This window comes from Nostoc punctiforme PCC 73102, from assembly GCF_000020025.1.
GTDB lineage: Bacteria > Cyanobacteriota > Cyanobacteriia > Cyanobacteriales > Nostocaceae > Nostoc > Nostoc punctiforme.
The window spans coordinates 4634673-4653854 of record NC_010628.1 but is presented as its reverse complement, the minus strand read 5'-3'; the positions used below and the strand labels follow the sequence as shown (position 1 = coordinate 4653854).

Below are 19182 nucleotides of genomic sequence, written 5' to 3'. Positions count from 1 at the left end.
GGCACTTTTAGATCCCCCTAACTCCCCTTAAAAAAGCTACGGTGTACACACAAGTCTTGAAATCCCACCTAAAACTTGGTTTCGTTGCCTTAACCTTAAAATTAGCGGGATAAATGGAGTTTATAGTTGCCCAAAATTTGGGTATTTACGGGGCTAAAAGGGTTGAAACCTTTGCGGGCTATACTTGTGTGTACACGGTAGCTTTTATAAGGGGGGATTGAGGGGGGTAATGGGACTTGTGTATCACCGTAGCTTTAAAAAAGGGGGAACCGGAATCAAAGTCCCCCTTTATAAGGGGAATTTAGGAGGATTTAGAACTTTTGATACCGACAAGAGGACTTTTCAAACATCCTCTTAGGGCAATTCATGTAGACGCAAAGCAGTGAGCATCCATTCCGGTGGAAGGGTTCCCCAACATAAAGCAACTGGCGTTAGTTTAACCCTGTGGGGAAGCTAGCTACGCGTATTGTCTCATAGATAGGTTCGAGCATCACTCGTAGGATATTTGTCTCTATCCTATGTAGTTTTACGGGAGTACCATAAATATAGTCGAACCTGATGGAATGACTTTTTGCTTACAGCAGATTTAAAGTTTGTGAGTAAAAAAATACCCTACCCACGTTGTAACGCACCCTCCACTTAAAAAGAGGAGGGTTTAGTCGTGCGGTTTTGTTTGGTATCACCTACAATGCGCTCATTCATGTATTTTAGAATCTTGATGCAGAATTGAGGTGAAGCCATAGTATAATCGCTTCCAAATAGTTTTTGTATAAAATTTACTTCTGTATTACAGTGTAATTATTGTTTTTACAGAGTCTTATCCCCAGTTACAGAGGGTTTTGCCTTAGCTTGACACACCTGTACTCTCAGGTGAAGTATGGTGGTAAGCAACGATCATTTTATTTATAATCTTTTAATAAGGTTTTGCTTTCTGATTTCATGTTCAGTTTGATTCAACAATTTATTCCTGATTGAAAATTAGCTTAGTAACTGATATGGATGCTAAAAAAATCAAAATTTTATTAGTTGATGATAAGCTAGAAAATTTACATTTTTTATCAGACATCCTTCACAACCAAGTTTATCAGGTACAAAGTGCCCTTTCGGGAGAATTAGCAATCAATACGGCGTTGGCTTTTCCTCCTGATTTGATTGTACTAAACTTTCTCATTGCAAAAATAAATGGTTATGAAGTTTATCAAAATTTAAAATCTCATCATAAAACTCAAGATATTCCAATAATTTTTTTTGGTGTTTTAGATGAATTATCGGAAGAAGTAAATGTTTGTGATTTAGGCGATGTTGACTATATTACTCAACCATTCCAAGCTAAAGAAGTTTTATTACGCATACAAAATCAACTAACTCTCCAAAGGCTGAAAAAACAGTTAAAAGAACAAAATTCCCAATTGCAAGAGGAGATTAAAGAACGTCAACGGGTTGCTGTTGAGTTAAATCTTCGGAACCAACAAATAGAAGAAATTTTCACGGAAATTCCTCCCAGCCTTAGCAAAGCTTTTTGTAGGGAAGTTTACCAAAACGAACGCCTTTTAGTCGAAGCTGCCCTCAAGAAGAGCGAAAGTCAATATCGCCACCTGGTGGAGACATCCCAGGATATGATCTGGTCGGTAGATATTGATGGACTAATTACCTTTGTTAACCCGGCAGTCAAGCAGATTTATGGTTATGAACCCCAGGAGATGATCGGGCGTACCTTGATTGATTTTATCTCACCTCAGCAAGTTACTAAAGATAAAGTAGTCTTTGAGCGTGTCTTACACGGGAAGCCGATATTTCAGCATGAAACTACCTGTGTAGCGAAAGATGGTACTTTACTTTATTTAATGTTTAATGCGATCGCATTACGCAACGAAGAGGGTTTAGTCATAGGTATGACAGGCACTGCTAGTAATATTACACAGCGTCGAGGTATAGAAAAATTACTCCAAGAGAGCGCGATTAAGCTCCGCAATCATAACTTAGTGCTAACCCAACTGGCGCAAAATCAGATCCTTTATCAGGGTGACTTGAAAGCAGCTTTGGGTAAAATTACAGAAACAGCTGTCAAAAATATTGGAATGGAACGGGCCAGTGTTTGGTTGTATGACGAAACAGGCTTGAAAATCGAGTGTTTTGACCTATTTGAGGGCAGTCGCAATCAACATAGTGAAGGACTTGTTTTATCAGAGGCCGACTATCCAGCTTATTTTGCAGCTTTGCAACAAGATCAACCAATCGCCGCAGATGATGCCCATACCGATCCCAGAATTAGAGAATTTTCCCCATCTTACTCAAGATTAAATATTACCTCTATACTCTATACACCCATTAGGCAGGAGGGAAAAACCGTAGGGGTTTTATGTTTGGAGGCAGTGGGAGTTGCTCATCATTGGACGCTAGAAGATCAAAATTTTGCTCGCTCTCTGGGCAATTTAGTATCTTTGGTGCTGGAAGCAAAAGAACGTCAACGCGCTGAAGCCGCGCGGAGGGCTTCTGAAGAAAAGTTAGCATCAGCTTTTCGGTCATCTCCCGATCCCATTGCCTTAATTACTGTTCCTAACAAACGCTTCGTCGAAGTTAACGACAGTTTTTGTCGGTTTTTTGGTTATTCTCGTTCTCAGGTTATCGATCGCACCGATCAAGAATTGAATATTTGGGTGAATCCAGAAGAATATAATTTTCTTACCCAGATGCTGCAAAAAACTAAAGCTATTCGTAACTATGAGATTGATGTCTGCACTTGTTCAGGAGAAATCAGGACAACCTTGCTGAGTGCGGAAATGATCGAGATTGATGGAAAATGTTACGTACTAGGCACAGCGAAAGATATTACTGAACGCAAGCAGGCAGAAAATGAAAGCCGTTTGTTACTGTTGACAACCCAAGCCATCACTCGCGCTAATGATGTCAATAGCTCTTTAGCACTGGTCTTACGCTTAATTTGTCATACCATTGGCTGGGATTTTGGTGAAGCATGGATACCTAATGAAGATAGTAGTGTTTTAGAACACAGCCTGGGCTGGTATGGTGAACAAAGCAATTTAGAAGAATTTTGCCGCCACAGTCAAATTGTGAAATTTCCTCTGGGAGTGGGACTACCAGGAAGAGTTTGGCAGAATCAGGAACCAGAATGGATAGAAGATGTTTCAGAAGTTACAGAGCCAATTTTTTTGCGATCGCAACAAGCAGCAAAGGTAGGATTAAAAGCTGGTTTTGGTGTTCCCATACTGGCTGGAAACAAAGTATTAGCTGTTTTAGTGTTTTTTAAACGTAGTTCAGTATTGGTAGATAGACGTTTGCTCTTGCTAGTAAATGCTGTTGCTGCTCAGTTAGGTGGGTTGATTGAGCGCAAAACCCTAGAACAAGAATTAGCACTCAGGGAAGCTCGCCTCAATGCCTTTTTTACAGGGGCTCCCGTCGGTATGAATATTGTAGATAACCAACTGCGGTTTGTGCAAATCAACCAAGTACTAGCGGAAATTAATGGAATATCCCAGGAAGCTCATATTGGCAAGACCATTCATGAAGCCTTACCCAAAATAGCCAGTGTCGTAGAACCATTTTATCAACAGGTTCTATTGACAGGTGAACCCATCCTCAATCAAGAATTAAGCGCCGCATCAATTAAACAACCAGATATTATCCGCCACTTTTTAGTTTCTTATTTTCCGATTCCTGGTGAAGACGATCGCCTCTCTGGTGTGGGCACTGTTTTAGTAGAAATTAGCGAACTGCAAGCAGCACTACGCGAACGGCAAGCCGCGCTACGCGAACGCAAACATGTCGAACAAGAACTACGTTTAGCTAACGAGCGCCTTCAATATCTGCTTACTTCTAGCCCTGTGGTGATTTATAGCAGCAAAAAAACATTAGGCAATTTTAGCACTACCTTTATTAGTAAGAACGTTAAGGCAATGGTTGGTTACGAAGCGCAGGAATTTGTCGAAAATCCTAATTTCTGGCTGCATCACGTCCACCCAGAAGATATTGAACTGATTTCAGAAAAATTTTCCCAGCTGGTTGAGCAAGAGTACACTTCCTACGAATATCGGTGGTTACACGCTGACGGAACTTATCACTGGTTTTACGAAAAGATGAGGTTAATTCGTGACGAAACTGGAAATCCTATAGAATGTGTCGGTTATTGGACAGACATCAACGATGCTAAACTGGCAGAATTAGCTTTACAAACAGGTCGGCAGCGATATCAACTGCTAGCAGAAACCTCCCCAGCTTGTATATTTCACACTGATGTGGATGGTAATGTCTTATATTTTAATCAACGCTGGAGTGAGATTAGTGGATGCAATTTAGAAGAGTCTCTGGGAACCGGTTGGACAAAAGCCGTACATCCAGACGATCGCGAGCAGCTATTGTTGACATGGAATCAAGCAAGAGTTGCTAAAGTTATGTATAAGTACGAACATCGCTTTTTGTGTGATGATAGTACAGTTGTCTGGGTAATTTGTCAGGCTTTGCCAGAATTTCGAGATGATGGAGAAATAAAAGGTTATATCGGTACGATTACAGATATTACCGAGAGAAAATTGGCAGAAGAAGCGCTGCGTGAGAGTGCAGAACGGGAAAGAGCGATCGCCCAAGTGATTCAAAGGATGCGCCAAACATTGGATTTAGAGACTATATTTGCAGCTACAACCCAAGAATTACGGCAAGTACTCAATTGCGATCGGGTTGTTGTTTATCGTTTCAATCCTCAATGGAATGGCGAATTCGTCTCTGAGTCTGTGGGTAATGGTTGGATTTCTCTGATAGAAGAACATAACAACGATCCTAATCTCACAGAAGGTGTCTTACAACAAGGACGTTGCCTAGCAAAAATTTTGGATAGTGGGGATAATCAAGCGGAAGATGCTGATATGCAAGCAATTCAAGATGGCATTTACGCACAAGGCGCAACTTTTCGCTGCGTCCCAGACATTTACAATGCTGAGTTTCATCCCTCTTACATCAGCCTTTTAGAACGCTTTCAGGCAAAAGCTTATATCATTGTCCCCATTTTATATGGTAGTCAGATTTGGGGATTACTAGCGAGTTATCAAAATTCTGATTCCCGCCAATGGAAACCAGGAGAAATCAACATTGTAGTTCAAATTGGCAATCAGTTGGGTGTGGCTTTACAGCAAGCACAATTACTGGCGCAGACTCAAAGGCAGTCACAAGCATTGCAAGAAGCTGTGATTACAGCTGATGCTGCCAACCGCGCCAAAAGCGAATTCCTCGCCAACATGAGCCACGAACTGCGTACCCCACTCAACGCCATCCTCGGTTTTACCCAAATCATGAGCCACGATCGGGCTTTATCTACTGAACATCAGCAAAATCTAGCAATCATCAATCGTGCTGGCGAACATCTCCTCAACTTAATCAACGACATTCTGGAAATGTCTAAAATTGAAGCCGGCAGAATAACATTAAATCTCAACAGTTTTGACTTAATTCGCCTCTTAGAAAACCTCGAAGAGATGTTGCGTTTCCGCGCCACTTCCAAAGGCTTAGAATTAAATTTTGAATATACATCTTACCTTCCGCAGTATATCCAAGCTGATGAAAGTAAACTGCGTCAAGTATTGCTTAACCTCTTGGGAAATGCAATCAAATTTACCGATACTGGAAGAGTTATGTTACGGGTGGCAATGGAGAATATGGGGGAGAAAATTTTACCTCATCCTCCTCATCTCTTCTTCGAGGTTACAGACACTGGTCGCGGTATTGCGCCACAGGAAATTAACTTACTGTTTGAAGCGTTTGGACAAACTGAAACCGGTAGAAAATCGCAACAAGGAACAGGACTAGGTTTAGCAATTAGCCGCAAATATGTGGAACTAATGGGCGGAGATATTAGCGTGACTAGCATTATTGGTGAGGGAAGTACATTTGCCTTTGATATTCAAATTGATCTAGCCGCAGCCAGCGAAATCCAGATCCAACAAATTAGACGGCAAGTTCTGAGTTTAGCACCTGCTCAAAACGAATACCGCATCTTGGTGGTTGATGACTCTATAGACAGCCGTTTAGTGTTAGTAAAAATCTTGACATCTATTGGTTTTGCAGTCCAGGAAGCGGCAAATGGCACGGAAGCGATCGCACTTTGGCAACAATGGCAACCACACCTAATTTTTATGGATATGCGGATGCCAATTATGGACGGCTACGAAGCCACCAAAATTATTAAAGCTAGAGAAGAAACTTCAATCCCAAATCGCAAGACGATTATTATCGCCTTAACCGCTAACGCCTTTGAAGAACAGCGAGAGGCAACAATCAAAGCTGGTTGTGATGATTATATTAACAAGCCTTTCCGTGAAGAAGAATTATTAAAAAAATTGAGCGAATATTTAGAAGTTAAATATATTTATCAAGAAGATAACTATCAGATAAAAAATGCAAACCAACAAATAACAGAATCAATCTTGAAGCTTACAGATTTAGTTCCTCTATTGTCTGAAATGTCGCCTGAATGGGTGAAACAGGTGTATACTGCCGCAGCCCAATGTAGTGATGACTTAATTTTAGAATTGATTGAACAAATTCCTTCAGAAAATGCTACGTTGAGCAATTTTATTCAGAATTTGGCTCATAATTTCCAGTTTGAGAAAATTATGGAATTGACGAGTATTGCAGGAGTATTATCTGGTTTATAAGAATTATGGCTACGGTGTATACATAAGTTTTTTAGAGTTTTCCCACAGCGTTGAGATCCCCCCTAAAAAGGCTACGGTGTATACACCGTAGCCTTAAAAAGAGGGGAATTTGAGTGTCTAATTTTATTTATAGTATTGCCACTGAAGAAATTAAACTTATTGTAATTCACAAAAAAAAGCCCCCCTTCTTAAGGGGGGTTGGGGGATCTCTTATCTATAATCTTGCTTTTGAATACTCCCTAAACGAGCAGCATCACGAATATTATAGTCTGGTCGAGTAAAGCGATTTAGCTGCATTTCAAAAAAATCTCGATTTGCTTGTAAATGCTTGGGATTTTGGTCATCTAATGGATATAAAAGTGCAGTTCGCAAAGCTTGAATTACCGCAGAAGTGACACAGTACATTGACCGTTGAAAACTTACTCCCAACTGAATCAACATATCTTCTTCACCCCGGCAATGTTGGCTGTAGTAATTAACAAGATATGGTGGCAAAAAATGCAACATATCTTGCATTAATAATGTCGGAGGAATGCCAGCAGTACCGACTGGAAATACATCAGCGTAAAGAATACCATAGTGAAAATCTTTTTGGTCTTCCGGTACTTGACGCGCTTGAGCATTATAAGATTTTGTCCCCCGGAAGGGTGCGGTACGGTAGAAAACAGCTTCTACGTAAGGTAATGCGGCTTCGTATAGCCACATGAAACCCTTTGATTTAGGGATAATTTCGTAGCATTCGCCACGAATATAAACGTGATGGTAAATGGGACGACCTGCGATCGCAAATATACCATTAACTAAGAAGCTCATTGCCTCTGGGACGGTGCTAATGGTACCTTCGTCATAGCGGTCTGACATTTCAAAGAATACCGGGGCCATGACTTCCCAGAATAAGCCCAGATTAGCGTAGTATGACATCTGGCGGCACTGTTCCAAAAACATATCGGGGAACAGCTTGTAAAGCCCCAGCATTACTGGGTTCCGTTGGAAATAAGCTTTAATTGCTCGGTCAGCGTTGGCTTTGTATTCGTCTGAATCTAGGTAAGGGTCAAATTGTCCACCCATCCCTCTATGCCATAACATCGCCCGCATACAAGCTTCAGCAAACTCCATGTTAATGCGATCGTGGAACAAGTGATGCAATAACTTTGGCATTTTGAAAGTTTCACCCTTTTCCATAAATGCCAAAAGTTCTGGATGTGCAGTAGCTTCGCCGCGCCAAATACGTAAATCGGCATCATCGCCAGCATAGTGATTATGCAGTTCTAAATATTCTTTGGGTAAGAAGTATTTAAAGAAAGGAACCGGGTTTAAAAACTCGTTTTCAGCAATATAAAGCAGGTCACGCCAGTAAAAATCCATCGGTACAGCATAAGCTTTATATAAACCGATGATTTGCATCAAATTTTCTGGAGTATCGGGTAACATTGCACCGCCTGCTTCTAAGCGATGAATTACATCAGCAAATTCGTGCGTTGAAGGAGGTAATTTAATTGCTGTTTTAATTGCTGTCATATTATTTAGTAATTGGTGTTAGTGATTCTTGACGAATATTCAAGGCATGAAAAATGCTTAAAACATCATGTGTCCAAACTGGCAATATTAGCGTCATAGCAATTTCTTCGACGCTGTGAATTGTACCAGCAATACAAGTCAGCCATAAGGCAACTCCGGCGTAATCAAAGCCAAATAAGGCAATAATGGCAATAAAAAGGGTGATTCCCCAAAATTTTGCAGAGTAGGTGTGATAGCTAGCGGGTTTACCATATTTCACTAAATTCACCACCCACCACAGCAATTGAGCAAAAACAATCATTAGCAAAGGGACGCTATAAGTAACGAGAATATCTTGATGAACTATCCACGCACTCACGAAGATACAGCTAAAAAGGCAGACATCAGCCCAACTATCGGCTTGGCGCAATTGGGCAGTGCTGACACCTAATCGTCGCGCAATAATGCCATCAAAAATATCTGAGAGAAAGGCTGCGACAAAACCGACGATGAACCAAATACTGGTTTTGCCATCCAAGGCATCTAATAGGAGGAATGGAGATATTAAAAAACGAAATAAAACAAGACCACTGGGAATTAATGTGAAATTCATCCTTTCTTCCTCCTGTATCGATGCGTAACTCTCTAAATTTATTACTTCAGCGCTACTTCAGAGATTACGGTTTTTTCTAAAGGGGGAATTGCAGCGACCATTGTTGTAGTTGTAGATTCACTCCAACGTACTAACCAAGTGGGTTGTACTCCCAAAAAGATGATGAAAGCTGCCAAAATTAAAGCTGGGATTTTTTCAGACCAAAGAACTTTGGGATAGTAGGCAAAGTTATCGAGTCTGCCAAAACAGGTGCGGTTGAGGAGGATGAGAAAATAAACTGCGGTTAATCCACTAGCCACTATACACAAAATAGTCGGGATGGGGAAGGCAGAGAAACTACCTTGAAAGACAATAAATTCCGCGATAAATCCTGTTAAACCGGGAATACCTGCGCTAGCCATCCCACTTAAGACTAGTAAGGCGCTAATTAGGGGTAAACCGCGTATGGGACTCATTAAACCATTGAGTTTATCTAACTCGCGAGTGCCAACTTTGGCTTCCACGACTCCCACCAAGTGGAAGAGAATTGCCAGGATGATACCGTGACTAAACATTTGGGCGACTGCACCAACGAGTGCTAAGGGAGTACTAGCCGCACCAGCTAGCAAGATATAACCCATGTGACCGACGGAACTGTATGCTACCATGCGCTTGATATCTGTTTGAGCGATCGCAATTACCGCCCCATAGATAGCGCTGATTGCTCCCCAAATTGCCAGAGTCGGTGCAATAATACTCCAAGCATGAGGAAACATACCCAATCCAAATCGTAGCAGTCCATAAGTTCCCAGTTTTGCTAACACACCACCAAGAAGAATAGCAATTGGTGCTGAAGCTTCAACATAAGCATCGGGTAGCCAAGTATGGAAGGGAACCAAGGGAATTTTAATACCAAAACCTAAGACTATTCCTGCTAGTAAAAGGATTTGTTTTGCTGTTGACAGATTTTCTGTAGAGACTGCATCAAAAGCAAAATTGGTAGAACCACTCAGCCACACCATACCCAAGAATGTCGCCAGAATTAATGCTCCTGAAACCGCCGTATAAATCAGGAATTTAATCCCAGCATAACCCCGTTTTGCCCCTCCCCAAATGGAAATTAGTAAGTAGAAGGGGATTAATTCTAGTTCGTAGAATAGGAAGAAGAGCAGCAAATTCTCCGCTAAAAAAGCACCTGCAACCCCTCCACTCACTAATAAAATCATCGAGTAGAATAGCCTGGGGCGTTCAGTTTCTTTATTGCTGCTATAAATCGAAATCCAGGTGAGTAGGCTATTTAACACCAACATTAAGATAGAAAGCCCATCAACACCTATTTGATAGCTCAAACCAAGGGTTTCATTCCAGGGCAAATACTCTTTAAATTGCATCGTTGGATTGCTGATATCAAATTTTAGCAGGATAAATAGGTTCCAGGCAAGAACTGTTCCAGAAAAAATTAATGCTGTTAGACGAATGCGATGATTAGGGAAACTTACAGGTAATATTGCTATAATAGCGGCGGCTAAAATAGGGAGCCAAATTAAAACACTTAACATTATATTTGTCCTTTGTTATTTCTCCTTTATTATTTGTCCTTTGTGCGTTAGTAATGACCAATGACTAATGACAAAGGACAAAAAAGCTAACTTACTAAACTGATTCTGCCAGTATCTAAATCGTAATAACCACCAATTATTTTCAGTTTTTCTGCCTTGATTAATTCAGATAAAACTGACGATGACTTCAATTTTCCAACTTGCGCTAAAATATTTGCTTTACAGACATTTTCTAACTTATCTCCTGATTTTCCTTTGGTACTTTCTACACTTGGTTGAATTGCTTCAAGCAAACTTCCAATTTGCCCTGGGACTTGAGCGCCTTTAATAGCAGCACCTACCGCACCACATCTTTCATGTCCCACTACCATGATGACTTTAGTGCCTAATACTAAGCTGCCAAATTCTAGGCTACCAATTTCTTCTCGTGTGGCAATATTACCAGCTACGCGGCAAACAAATAAATCTCCAAGTCCTTGGTCAAAAACAATCTCTGAAGGCACTCGTGAATCTGCACATCCTAAAACAGAGGCAAAGGGCTTTTGACCTTTGGCAACTTCAACTAAACGTGAATGGCTTTGGTTGGGATTGCGACGTTTTGCTTTGACAAATCTTTCATTCCCATCTAATAACTCTTGCAATGCCTTATCGGGGGTAATATCATTTTCTGCTGGCGCTGCTGGGGTTTTTTCGGCTGCAAGTAAATTTGAGCCAAGTCCAACTGTGAGTACACCCGTACCGATGGCACCTGCACCAAACTTGAATAAACTTCTTCTGGAAAGATTAATTTTTGGATGTTGTATGCTCATGGAATTCTCCTCACAATATTAATGTCTGCTTGTTTGTAATAAAACGGTATTCAACTAACCAACTGTCGAAATTGGAAAAATCAAATTTAAAAACTGCACACCCCAAAATGGCCAAGCTACCCACATTCCTAAAATGCTCACTCCTATTAAGACAGTTAAGGCGTAAAATTGGGTTTGTCCAGAGGTGCTGTATTTTAAACTTTCGCCACCTAATAGCGAAAATAAACCAACCAAATTAACGATGCCATCGACAACAAAGCGGTCAATCATATCGGCAAGTTGGGAAATCTTGGCAACGCCAAAAATAATGGTTATCCGATAGAGTTTGGGGGTATAAAAGTCGTATGCAAACAAGTCTTGGAGACCTTTCCAAGGGAGACGAATTGGTTTAGGAATATTCCCTAAATAAACCACCCCAGTGATGCTGCAACCGGAAATACTTGACCAAATTAAAAGTAGCACGACATCTTTATTTAGAGTTGCCCAATCGGGTAAAAGTGATAAGCTTTGCAACACTAAAGGAAGATGTAGACTAAAGCCAAGTAGAATTACCATTGGCAAAATCATCGGCCAGTGTGCTTCAGGCGATCGCTGACTCATTTGTGTAGCTTTACCACCAAAAATTAAACCGAATTCTCTGGTTAAACTCACGGCTGTCAAAGCATTTACCGTTATCACTACTCCCACTAACCAAGGTTGCGTTTCCCACAACCCGTCTGATAGTTTCACTAGCGCCCAAAAACTACCCAGTGGTGGAAAACCAATTAACCCCAAAGTGCCGACGATAAAGGCTATTGCTGAAATCGGGCGACGTGTCCACAACCCACCTAATTGGGTGACATCTTGGGTGATGCTATTCCAAATAATTCCGCCGGTACTCATCACCAATAGGGCTGCGGATATAGCATGGGTAAGTACTAATAACAGCGCTGCTTCATCTTGTTGCGTTCCCACAGCGATGAATACTAAACCCATGTATGCACTGACAGAATAGGATTGGCAGCGTTTAAGATCAATTTGAGCGATCGCAATTAAAGAAGCACCTACCGCCGTCACTACCCCAATGCCCACCATAGCGGAGGAAACTATGGGCGACAGGCTTAACACAGGTTGCAGTTTAATCAGCACCCATGCACCACTAGCAACTACTACCGAATTCCGCAAAATTGTACTGGGAACTGGGCCTTCCATTGCTTCATCCAACCACAGATGCAAAGGGAACTGGGCACATTTACCCATCGGCCCAGCAATTAAGGCTAAACCTACCAGTGCCATTGTTGTCGGGTTGACGTTAGCAGTCGCCGCCCACTCAGCTAGTTCTGGATAACTCCAAGTTCCAGCTAGGGGCCATAATGCCAACACGCCCATCAGCAAGAATAAGTCTCCCACCCGCTTGGTTAAGAAAGCATCTCTGGCACCTGAGACTACCAACGGCTGGCTAAACCATAAGCCAACTAGTAGGTAAGTTCCTAGTGTGAGGACTTCCAAAATTACATAGCTGAAGAACAAGTTATTACATAGAACCAGGGCACATAGTCCTGCTTCAAATAATCCTAATAAGGAATAGAAGCGTCCCCAACCCCAATCCATCTCCATGTAACCGATGGCATAAATCTGCGCCAGCAAATTTAAACCAGTAATCACAACTAAAGCGCCGACACTTACTGAGGATATTTCTAAAGCAATGGTGAGGTCTAAACCAGCTGTAGATAACCAAGGAATAAATACTTCTTGGGCTGGATGATTCCAAGTTGCTTGTAAGGCGATCGCACTATGCACAAACGCCAAAAATGTCATCACCAAGTTTATGTAACCCGCCGGTCTTGGCCCCGTTTTCCGAATAATTCCCGGCGACCAAGGTACGGCTAACAAGCCACCTATTAAGGCATAGCAAGGAACTAGCCAAACAGTCTCAAGTAGAAACTGAGCCATCAACTTACCTCTAAATTTCCATCAAAAGTTTGGGGTTTTGAATCAACTTACGTTGATCCCTGTTAACCCAGAGATATCTACGACAGGCTACGCCTATGCAGATCAGACAAATTTATCTTTATTTAATCTTGTTAGAAACAGCTTACCGTTATATCAGTCAAAAAGGAATTACTTTATCTAAACAAATCTGAGATAAATGCTCTAAAGAAATCTTATATAACAAACCATTTGAGTAATGAATAATAGCTATTGTTTTTTATCTATGAATCTATCGTTGGTTTGATCAATAATCATCATGAGTTTTTACTTATTGACATAAATGACAAGAGACGCAATCAATTGCGTCTCTACAAGTCAGCAAAACAAAATATGAATTACACTTCGATAATTTTGTCAATCTGCCAAAAAACAGAAATAATAGCAGGCGCTTGGTCAAATTGGCTGATGGGGGCGGGTTTCATGTCTCGGTAGTCCAGAAGTTGGACTAAGATCAGGTAAGCGATCGCCAAAATAACCGAAATCGCACCTGTAAGAATAGCAATTAATTTTGAACGTTCCATCAGTATTTCCTATATTTAAAGTTATTGTGCTGTGTCTATATCCTAATAAGTTCTAGTTAAGGCTTGGTCGTCCTAACCCTCCTTAAAAAGAGGAGACGCTGAAAGCGTTAGTTAGTCTGCGAGGTCAGAGGTTCCTCCAATTCAAGCAAGTGAGTGGTCGGCAAAATATCAAGAACCCAAGGGTATTAGCCTATATCTACATTAATACTTCACATATACATCACATAGTTACCGATATACTCATAGTTGTTCAAAGCAATAGTTTAGTACGTTGCACCTACCTATTTACAGCAGTTTTCTCTTGTATGAAGTACAAAGAGCTACGGGTTTTGAGGCAGGATCGTGCAGCATTACGGCAACAGACAGATCGCTTTTAGCGTCTCCCCTTAGGAGAAGGCAAGAGGTATAAACTTTCTCTGATGCGTGAGTTCTGCATTTGTACCTAAATTCTTTGCAAAATACTATATCTTTAAATAGTTCAATTGTTTCATACCCACCTACTTATTGCAATCATATATGAAGATAGAGTTTTGCTTGCACTGCAAACATTTGCAAACTCTAAAAGTTGTAGTAAAACATAGCAAAGTTAAGCATAAACTTAAGTACCAATAGACTCATAATCTTTCTTGATTACAGTTTTTAGTCATTATGAGTAATAAAAAAAGACAGAAATTTTTGTTATTTTATTAGGATATTAACTATTGCGAAATAGTCACTTAAATCTAACTTTAAATTTCATGATTAGTATTACTAAATTAAATAAAATTGACTTTATAGTTTTGATTGTTATTGTCATTATTGGTCTGATACATTTACCTTTTCCATTTGACGGAGATCAAGCATTTTTTAGGCTAGGTGCTTTGGAGATGCAACAAGGAAAGGTACTTTATCGGGATTTTTGGGATATTAAACAACCAGGGATTTTCTCATTTTATTTTTTAGCAGGAACTTTATTTGGTTTTAATGAGATTGGTATCCATGTATTTGAACTTATTTACATGGTATTTTTTTCGATAATATTGCTGCTGACTCTAAAAAGCTATTTTCGACATCAGATAATTGCAAGTCTAGTACCTTTGTTAACAGTTGGCGTTTACTATATTGTTTCCGGTGCTTGGCATCTGACTCAAGTAGAAGCACTAGTCGGTTTTCCTTTATTCCTTTGTCTTTGGGTTACTTTTAAATCTTTTAAAAAAGAAGGAAAGCAAAGATTTTATCTGCTTTTAATGTCAGGCTTTTTAGGCGGAATTGTTCTGCTATTTAAATTCTTATTTCTGGTGATATTAGTTTCATTATGGCTAAGTATATTGATGTATTCTATACTGATAAAACGCCACACTATCCAAAAAAACTTCATTGAGATTTTTATCCCAATTTTTATAGGAGTTACATTTCCTCTTTTAGTTGTTGCCAGCTACTTTATCTCGGTTAATAGTTTTGCGATAGTGTTTAAGACATTTTTTATATATCCACCAATGATTGTTGCTAATGCTGCATTTAATCAGACTAATTTTGTTTTGGGAATGAAATGGTTATTACAGAATTTTTATTCTTTAATTTTAATGACTGCTGTTGCAGTATATGTATCATTGTATAAGTCTAAGAATATATTGACTTTGCTACTTGTTGTTTGGTGCATTTTCGGTTTGTCTGTTATTCTTTTACAAGAAACAGCATTGTGGGAATACCATTACTTACTATTATTTGTACCTATAGGTATTTTAGCAACTAAGGGATTAGATATATTGTGGGATTCCTTAAAAGGATTAAAGTCTCGAATTCCAACTATTTTGCTGGTATTTTTATTGTTCTTACCTTTCTCTTTCACTCTCGTAAAAAAAAGTATTACTCTGGTTAATAATAATTTTGCTTTAACTGAAGATGCACGATTGCAATATCAGGCTGTCTTTAGACCCAAATATCCATCTCTTCGTTCAGAAGCTAATTTTATATCTCAACCAGGAAATCTTATTGGTGATATTTATGTAGCAGGCGATCCATCTATCTACTATTTTTCTGGTCGGACTCAAGCAACGATACTACGTGGTTGGGCCCTTGAATATTTTCTATCTGAGCAATGGTCAGCACTTATAAAACAGTTAGAGTTATCAAAGCCTCCTTATATTTTTATTGATTACGAACCCCAGGCTATAATTAAAGATAAATTTCCAAATCTGCTAGAATTTGTTGAGAAAAAATATCAGATTTTAAGTCAAAAGAATGATGGTATTTGGTATATGCTTAAGGAAGATTCCGAAGTGAGAATTTAGAGGATATTTTAAAAGTTCTCTTGTTGTATGTTTGATAAACCACTTTTAGGCGATAGTATAACTGTAGATTATTGCAATTCTCTCATCTACCATGCCAAAACAGTCTATAGGTCTTGACGATCAACTCTATAATTACCTTTTATCCGTTTCACTGCGGGAACCAGAGATTCTTTTGAAGTTGCGCCAAGAAACTGCCAGTCATCCCAGAAGCACGATGCAGATTTCACCAGAACAAGGGCAGTTTATGAGACTGCTAGTACAGCTGATTGGAGCCAAGAAAACCCTAGAAGTTGGTGTATTTACAGGTTATAGCTCGCTTTCAGTGGCTTTAGCACTTCCTGATGATGGTAAAATTATTGCTGCTGATGTGAGTGAAGAATTTACTGCGATCGCTCGCCGATATTGGCAAGAAGCCGGAGTTGCCGATAAAATCGATTTACGATTGGCTCCAGGTTTAGAAACTTTAGATCGGCTGTTGGCAACTGGCCAAGCAGAGACATTTGATTTTGCTTTTATTGATGCTGATAAAGAAAATTATGATGGATATTATGAGCGATCGCTGCAATTGTTGCGTCCAGGTGGATTGATTGCGATTGATAATGTTTTATGGTCAGGACAAGTTGCTGACCCGGAAAATCAAGATGAAAGCACCCAATCGATTCGGGCACTCAATGAGAAGTTACATCATGATGAACGGGTAACACTCTCCCTTGTGCCCATTGCCGATGGACTAACTTTAGCTATCAAGCGATCTTAATACGGTATTACCATCCCGTAAAAATTCCAGAATCGCTGCATTCAACTCCTTAGAAGCACCAGTTGAAGCGTCATGATAGCAGTTAGACAAAATTTTTAATTTGGAATTTGGGATATGCTGATGTAATTTTTCACCATGAGTAGCAGGAAACCAACTATCTTGATCGCCCCACAAAACTAGTGTAGGGCACTTAATTATACTTAGTTTATTTTGAATTTTGGTAAGCATATTTGGTTTATCTGCTTGCCAATTCTCAATTTCTCGCGCTGCTATTTGTAACTCTTCGGCAACTTTGACAAGCGTACCAGGAAATTCAATAAACGGGTAAGTTATCCAATAGACATCTTCTTTTGTCAAAATTGACGGATCAAATAATACCCCACGTCTTTCTATTGCCATAATTTCTCTTAATAGAGGTGCAAAGAAATATGCCAACCGTAAGGAGTCAATTGTTTGGATGATTTCTAGAGGGGTTTGAGCAAGTAATCCCATAGCCCAATGGGGTAGACGTTTAGCAAAAACAGGCACATTTACTACTACAAGCTGCCCGATTAACTGCGGATTTTCTTGAGCAAGAGCAAGGGCAACTAATCCCCCCAGAGATTCTGCTACAATCACTGCGGGTTCATCACATAATGCCTGAATAATTCTTTGAAACTCAATAACTTGATGACCGTTGTGTTCTCGACGAGACAATGGTTTTTCAGAAAAGCCAAAACCTTTGGCATCAAAACAAATTACCCGAAAATATTTAGATAATTCTGTGACGCTGTGTCGCCAATTATAGCTCCAACTACCCATGCCATGTAACAAAATTAGCGGTTTTCCTTTACCTTTTTCGCCATAAGAAATTTCTACAGGATAGCCTTTAGCATCAGTAATAATTAAAGTTTGCCGTCCGTTGGGAAAAGTAGCTTGCCACCAATCTTTCATTCCATTATCTATCAATAATTTAACCACCAGTTAAAGCGTTCCAGAATATTCTAATTAGGATCACGGGTAATGCTACTAAAACAATGGATATTAGCAACAATCCAACCAAAAGAGCAATAATAAACAACCTATCTGCACTCTTTTGCTCGCTGGGAAACTTTAAGTATTCTTCCAATAGCTTGATATTATTAGTGTTAGCTCTCCAGGCAAAATCAAAAAAGTCTCCCAAAACAGGGACAGTGCCTACCAACCCATCAACGATCACATTTACAACCATTTTGCCTAAAGTGGCTCTAGAGACACCCAGCCGCGCTGCTTCTAGGATGATGTAGCTAGAAAACATGACTCCCAAAAAATCACCACCAATAGGTATAAGTCCTAAAATTGGATCTAGACCAAAACCAATCTTCGTACCAGGAATGGTAATAACATTATCTAGCAGGCGGCTTAACTGACGCAGGCGCTTTAAGGTGGGTGCTTTAGCATCAGGTTCAATCATAGAAAACCGAGGAGAAGAATCTGGCATGAAGGCGATCGCTAATTTTGCATTGAATCGTTAGATATTCTACTCCCCTACTGAGCTTTTGCAAAAGTTTTCTCAAGGATTTACAAATTAATATTTTTCGTTAGATTGTGACTGCGCTTTTAGACGCATATCTTCACCGACTGTCACGTTCAACTGATCGCCGATTAACAGTACAGCAGCGCTCATCGACAACCAGAGCATTAAAACTATCACAGCCCCTACAGCACCATATACTTTATTATAATTGCCAAAATTCGCCACATAAAGCCGAAATAGGGCAGATAATATTGCCCAGAAAACAGCTGCCAAAATTGCTCCAGGCATCATTGGCGTGCCTGAGTTCCATACACTTGGCCCATAGCGATAGACAAAGCCAAAAGCAACAGCAACAATACTTAAAGCTAAAGGCCAGCGTAACAGCTGCCAAAGATGTAATAAGACGATCAAGGAACCATTTTCGCGTACTACCATTCCCAAAAGCCAATCACTGGTAAACACTAAGAAAGAAGCCAGCACTAAAAGCAACATAGTACCAACTGTTAATCCCAGAGAAACGAGCTTGGCTTTCCAAAAGGGGCGCATATTTTCTGAAGGAATTTGATGGATTTGGTCGAGGGCTGTCATAGCGGTACTCACCGCCCCAGAAGCAGTCCAAATTGCTAATACAAAGCTCAAAGAAAATAAGCCACTGTTTCTAGAATTGGTAATTTCTGTGGTAGCAAAATCACGAATTAAAACCAGGGCTTCTTCGGGTAGGATTTGACTAAGTTGGGCCGCTAGTTGTTTAAAGGTAGCTTGTAAAGATTCTGCCAATAAACCAATGGCTGTGAGGACAGCAAGAATCGCTGGAAACAGCGATAACATGGCATTGAAGGCGATTTCTGACGCTAGTCCCAAAAGTCGTCTTTCCATTGTCCTAGCAAAAGTTTTTTTGAGCGTGCGCCAATTGAGGTAGTAAAAAAAGCGAAAAAAACGAGGCTTTGGCATAATTTAGAGTTAAAACTGGTTAGGTTTCTTAACTACTGTGCCAAATTTTGCGTAGCGATCGCATTTATCTTTTTACCGCAATAATACCGAGTGGGGAG

Annotated in this window: 12 protein-coding genes; 3 read left to right on the top strand and 9 right to left on the bottom strand. The window is 40.1% G+C overall.

Going from position 1 to position 19182, the window contains the following annotated elements; genetic code table 11:
* The first annotated feature begins 995 nt into the window (after window positions 1–995).
* Entirely contained in the window at window positions 996–6662 is a 5667-nt protein-coding gene (locus tag NPUN_RS18650) for a PAS domain S-box protein (protein ID WP_012410052.1), read from the top strand.
* 210 nt (window positions 6663–6872) lie between these two features.
* On the opposite strand, the gene NPUN_RS18645 is transcribed toward NPUN_RS18650, so the two are convergent.
* From NPUN_RS18645 to NPUN_RS18620, 6 genes are all read right to left on the bottom strand, one after another.
* On the bottom strand, window positions 6873–8180 hold the full coding sequence (locus tag NPUN_RS18645; RefSeq protein ID WP_012410051.1) for a CO2 hydration protein: 1308 nt from the start codon (window positions 8178–8180) through the stop codon (window positions 6873–6875).
* A 1-nt stretch (window position 8181) separates the two neighbouring features.
* Window positions 8182–8772, bottom strand: a complete 591-nt coding sequence (locus NPUN_RS18640; protein WP_012410050.1) for a CDP-alcohol phosphatidyltransferase family protein — start codon at window positions 8770–8772, stop codon at window positions 8182–8184.
* A gap of 41 nt (window positions 8773–8813) precedes the next feature.
* Window positions 8814–10310: an NADH-quinone oxidoreductase subunit M gene (locus NPUN_RS18635; protein WP_012410049.1), complete on the bottom strand. Its 1497-nt coding sequence runs from the start codon at window positions 10308–10310 to the stop codon at window positions 8814–8816.
* Window positions 10311–10396: 86 nt separating this feature from the next.
* Window positions 10397–11119: a carbonic anhydrase gene (locus NPUN_RS18630; RefSeq protein ID WP_012410048.1), complete on the bottom strand. Its 723-nt coding sequence runs from the start codon at window positions 11117–11119 to the stop codon at window positions 10397–10399.
* A 54-nt stretch (window positions 11120–11173) separates the two neighbouring features.
* Window positions 11174–13051 carry an NAD(P)H-quinone oxidoreductase subunit F gene (locus NPUN_RS18625; protein ID WP_012410047.1) on the bottom strand — a complete coding sequence of 626 codons (1878 nt, stop codon included), beginning with the start codon at window positions 13049–13051 and terminating at the stop codon, window positions 11174–11176.
* Between the two features lie 374 nt (window positions 13052–13425).
* Complete coding sequence (locus NPUN_RS18620; RefSeq protein ID WP_012410046.1) at window positions 13426–13611, bottom strand: hypothetical protein; 186 nt, start codon at window positions 13609–13611, stop codon at window positions 13426–13428.
* Between the two features lie 737 nt (window positions 13612–14348).
* Between NPUN_RS18620 and NPUN_RS18615 the strand changes: the two genes are divergently transcribed.
* Both NPUN_RS18615 and NPUN_RS18610 read left to right on the top strand, forming a co-directional pair.
* Window positions 14349–15881, top strand: coding sequence for a hypothetical protein (locus tag NPUN_RS18615; RefSeq protein WP_012410045.1), 1533 nt, complete (start codon window positions 14349–14351; stop codon window positions 15879–15881).
* 91 nt (window positions 15882–15972) lie between these two features.
* The gene (locus tag NPUN_RS18610) at window positions 15973–16638 is read left to right on the top strand and encodes a class I SAM-dependent methyltransferase (RefSeq protein ID WP_012410044.1); all 666 of its coding nucleotides are present in this window, start codon (window positions 15973–15975) and stop codon (window positions 16636–16638) included.
* On the opposite strand, the gene NPUN_RS18605 is transcribed toward NPUN_RS18610, so the two are convergent.
* The 3 genes from NPUN_RS18605 to NPUN_RS18595 form a co-directional block, all read right to left on the bottom strand.
* The gene (locus NPUN_RS18605; protein ID WP_012410043.1) at window positions 16618–17571 is read right to left on the bottom strand and encodes an alpha/beta fold hydrolase; all 954 of its coding nucleotides are present in this window, start codon (window positions 17569–17571) and stop codon (window positions 16618–16620) included. The genes NPUN_RS18610 and NPUN_RS18605 overlap by 21 nt on opposite strands.
* 19 nt (window positions 17572–17590) lie before the next feature.
* On the bottom strand, window positions 17591–18097 hold the full coding sequence (locus tag NPUN_RS18600; RefSeq protein ID WP_012410042.1) for a DUF4112 domain-containing protein: 507 nt from the start codon (window positions 18095–18097) through the stop codon (window positions 17591–17593).
* A gap of 87 nt (window positions 18098–18184) precedes the next feature.
* Window positions 18185–19084 (bottom strand): YihY/virulence factor BrkB family protein, encoded by a 900-nt coding sequence (locus NPUN_RS18595; RefSeq protein WP_012410041.1) that lies wholly within the window; start codon window positions 19082–19084, stop codon window positions 18185–18187.
* Between the last annotated feature and the right edge of the window lie 98 nt (window positions 19085–19182).

Bases quoted from the DNA above. Each gene is read 5' to 3' on its own strand.
- NPUN_RS18635 (WP_012410049.1), bottom strand. From the start codon at position 10,310: ATGTTAAGTGTTTTAATTTGGCTCCCTATTTTAGCCGCCGCTATTATA.
- NPUN_RS18595 (WP_012410041.1), bottom strand. From the start codon at position 19,084: ATGCCAAAGCCTCGTTTTTTTCGCTTTTTTTACTACCTCAATTGGCGC.
- NPUN_RS18630 (WP_012410048.1), bottom strand. From the start codon at position 11,119: ATGAGCATACAACATCCAAAAATTAATCTTTCCAGAAGAAGTTTATTC.
- NPUN_RS18615 (WP_012410045.1), top strand. From the start codon at position 14,349: ATGATTAGTATTACTAAATTAAATAAAATTGACTTTATAGTTTTGATT.
- NPUN_RS18625 (WP_012410047.1), bottom strand. From the start codon at position 13,051: ATGGCTCAGTTTCTACTTGAGACTGTTTGGCTAGTTCCTTGCTATGCC.
- NPUN_RS18645 (WP_012410051.1), bottom strand. From the start codon at position 8,180: ATGACAGCAATTAAAACAGCAATTAAATTACCTCCTTCAACGCACGAA.
- NPUN_RS18610 (WP_012410044.1), top strand. From the start codon at position 15,973: ATGCCAAAACAGTCTATAGGTCTTGACGATCAACTCTATAATTACCTT.
- NPUN_RS18640 (WP_012410050.1), bottom strand. From the start codon at position 8,772: ATGAATTTCACATTAATTCCCAGTGGTCTTGTTTTATTTCGTTTTTTA.
- NPUN_RS18650 (WP_012410052.1), top strand. From the start codon at position 996: ATGGATGCTAAAAAAATCAAAATTTTATTAGTTGATGATAAGCTAGAA.
- NPUN_RS18620 (WP_012410046.1), bottom strand. From the start codon at position 13,611: ATGGAACGTTCAAAATTAATTGCTATTCTTACAGGTGCGATTTCGGTT.
- NPUN_RS18605 (WP_012410043.1), bottom strand. From the start codon at position 17,571: ATGAAAGATTGGTGGCAAGCTACTTTTCCCAACGGACGGCAAACTTTA.
- NPUN_RS18600 (WP_012410042.1), bottom strand. From the start codon at position 18,097: ATGCCAGATTCTTCTCCTCGGTTTTCTATGATTGAACCTGATGCTAAA.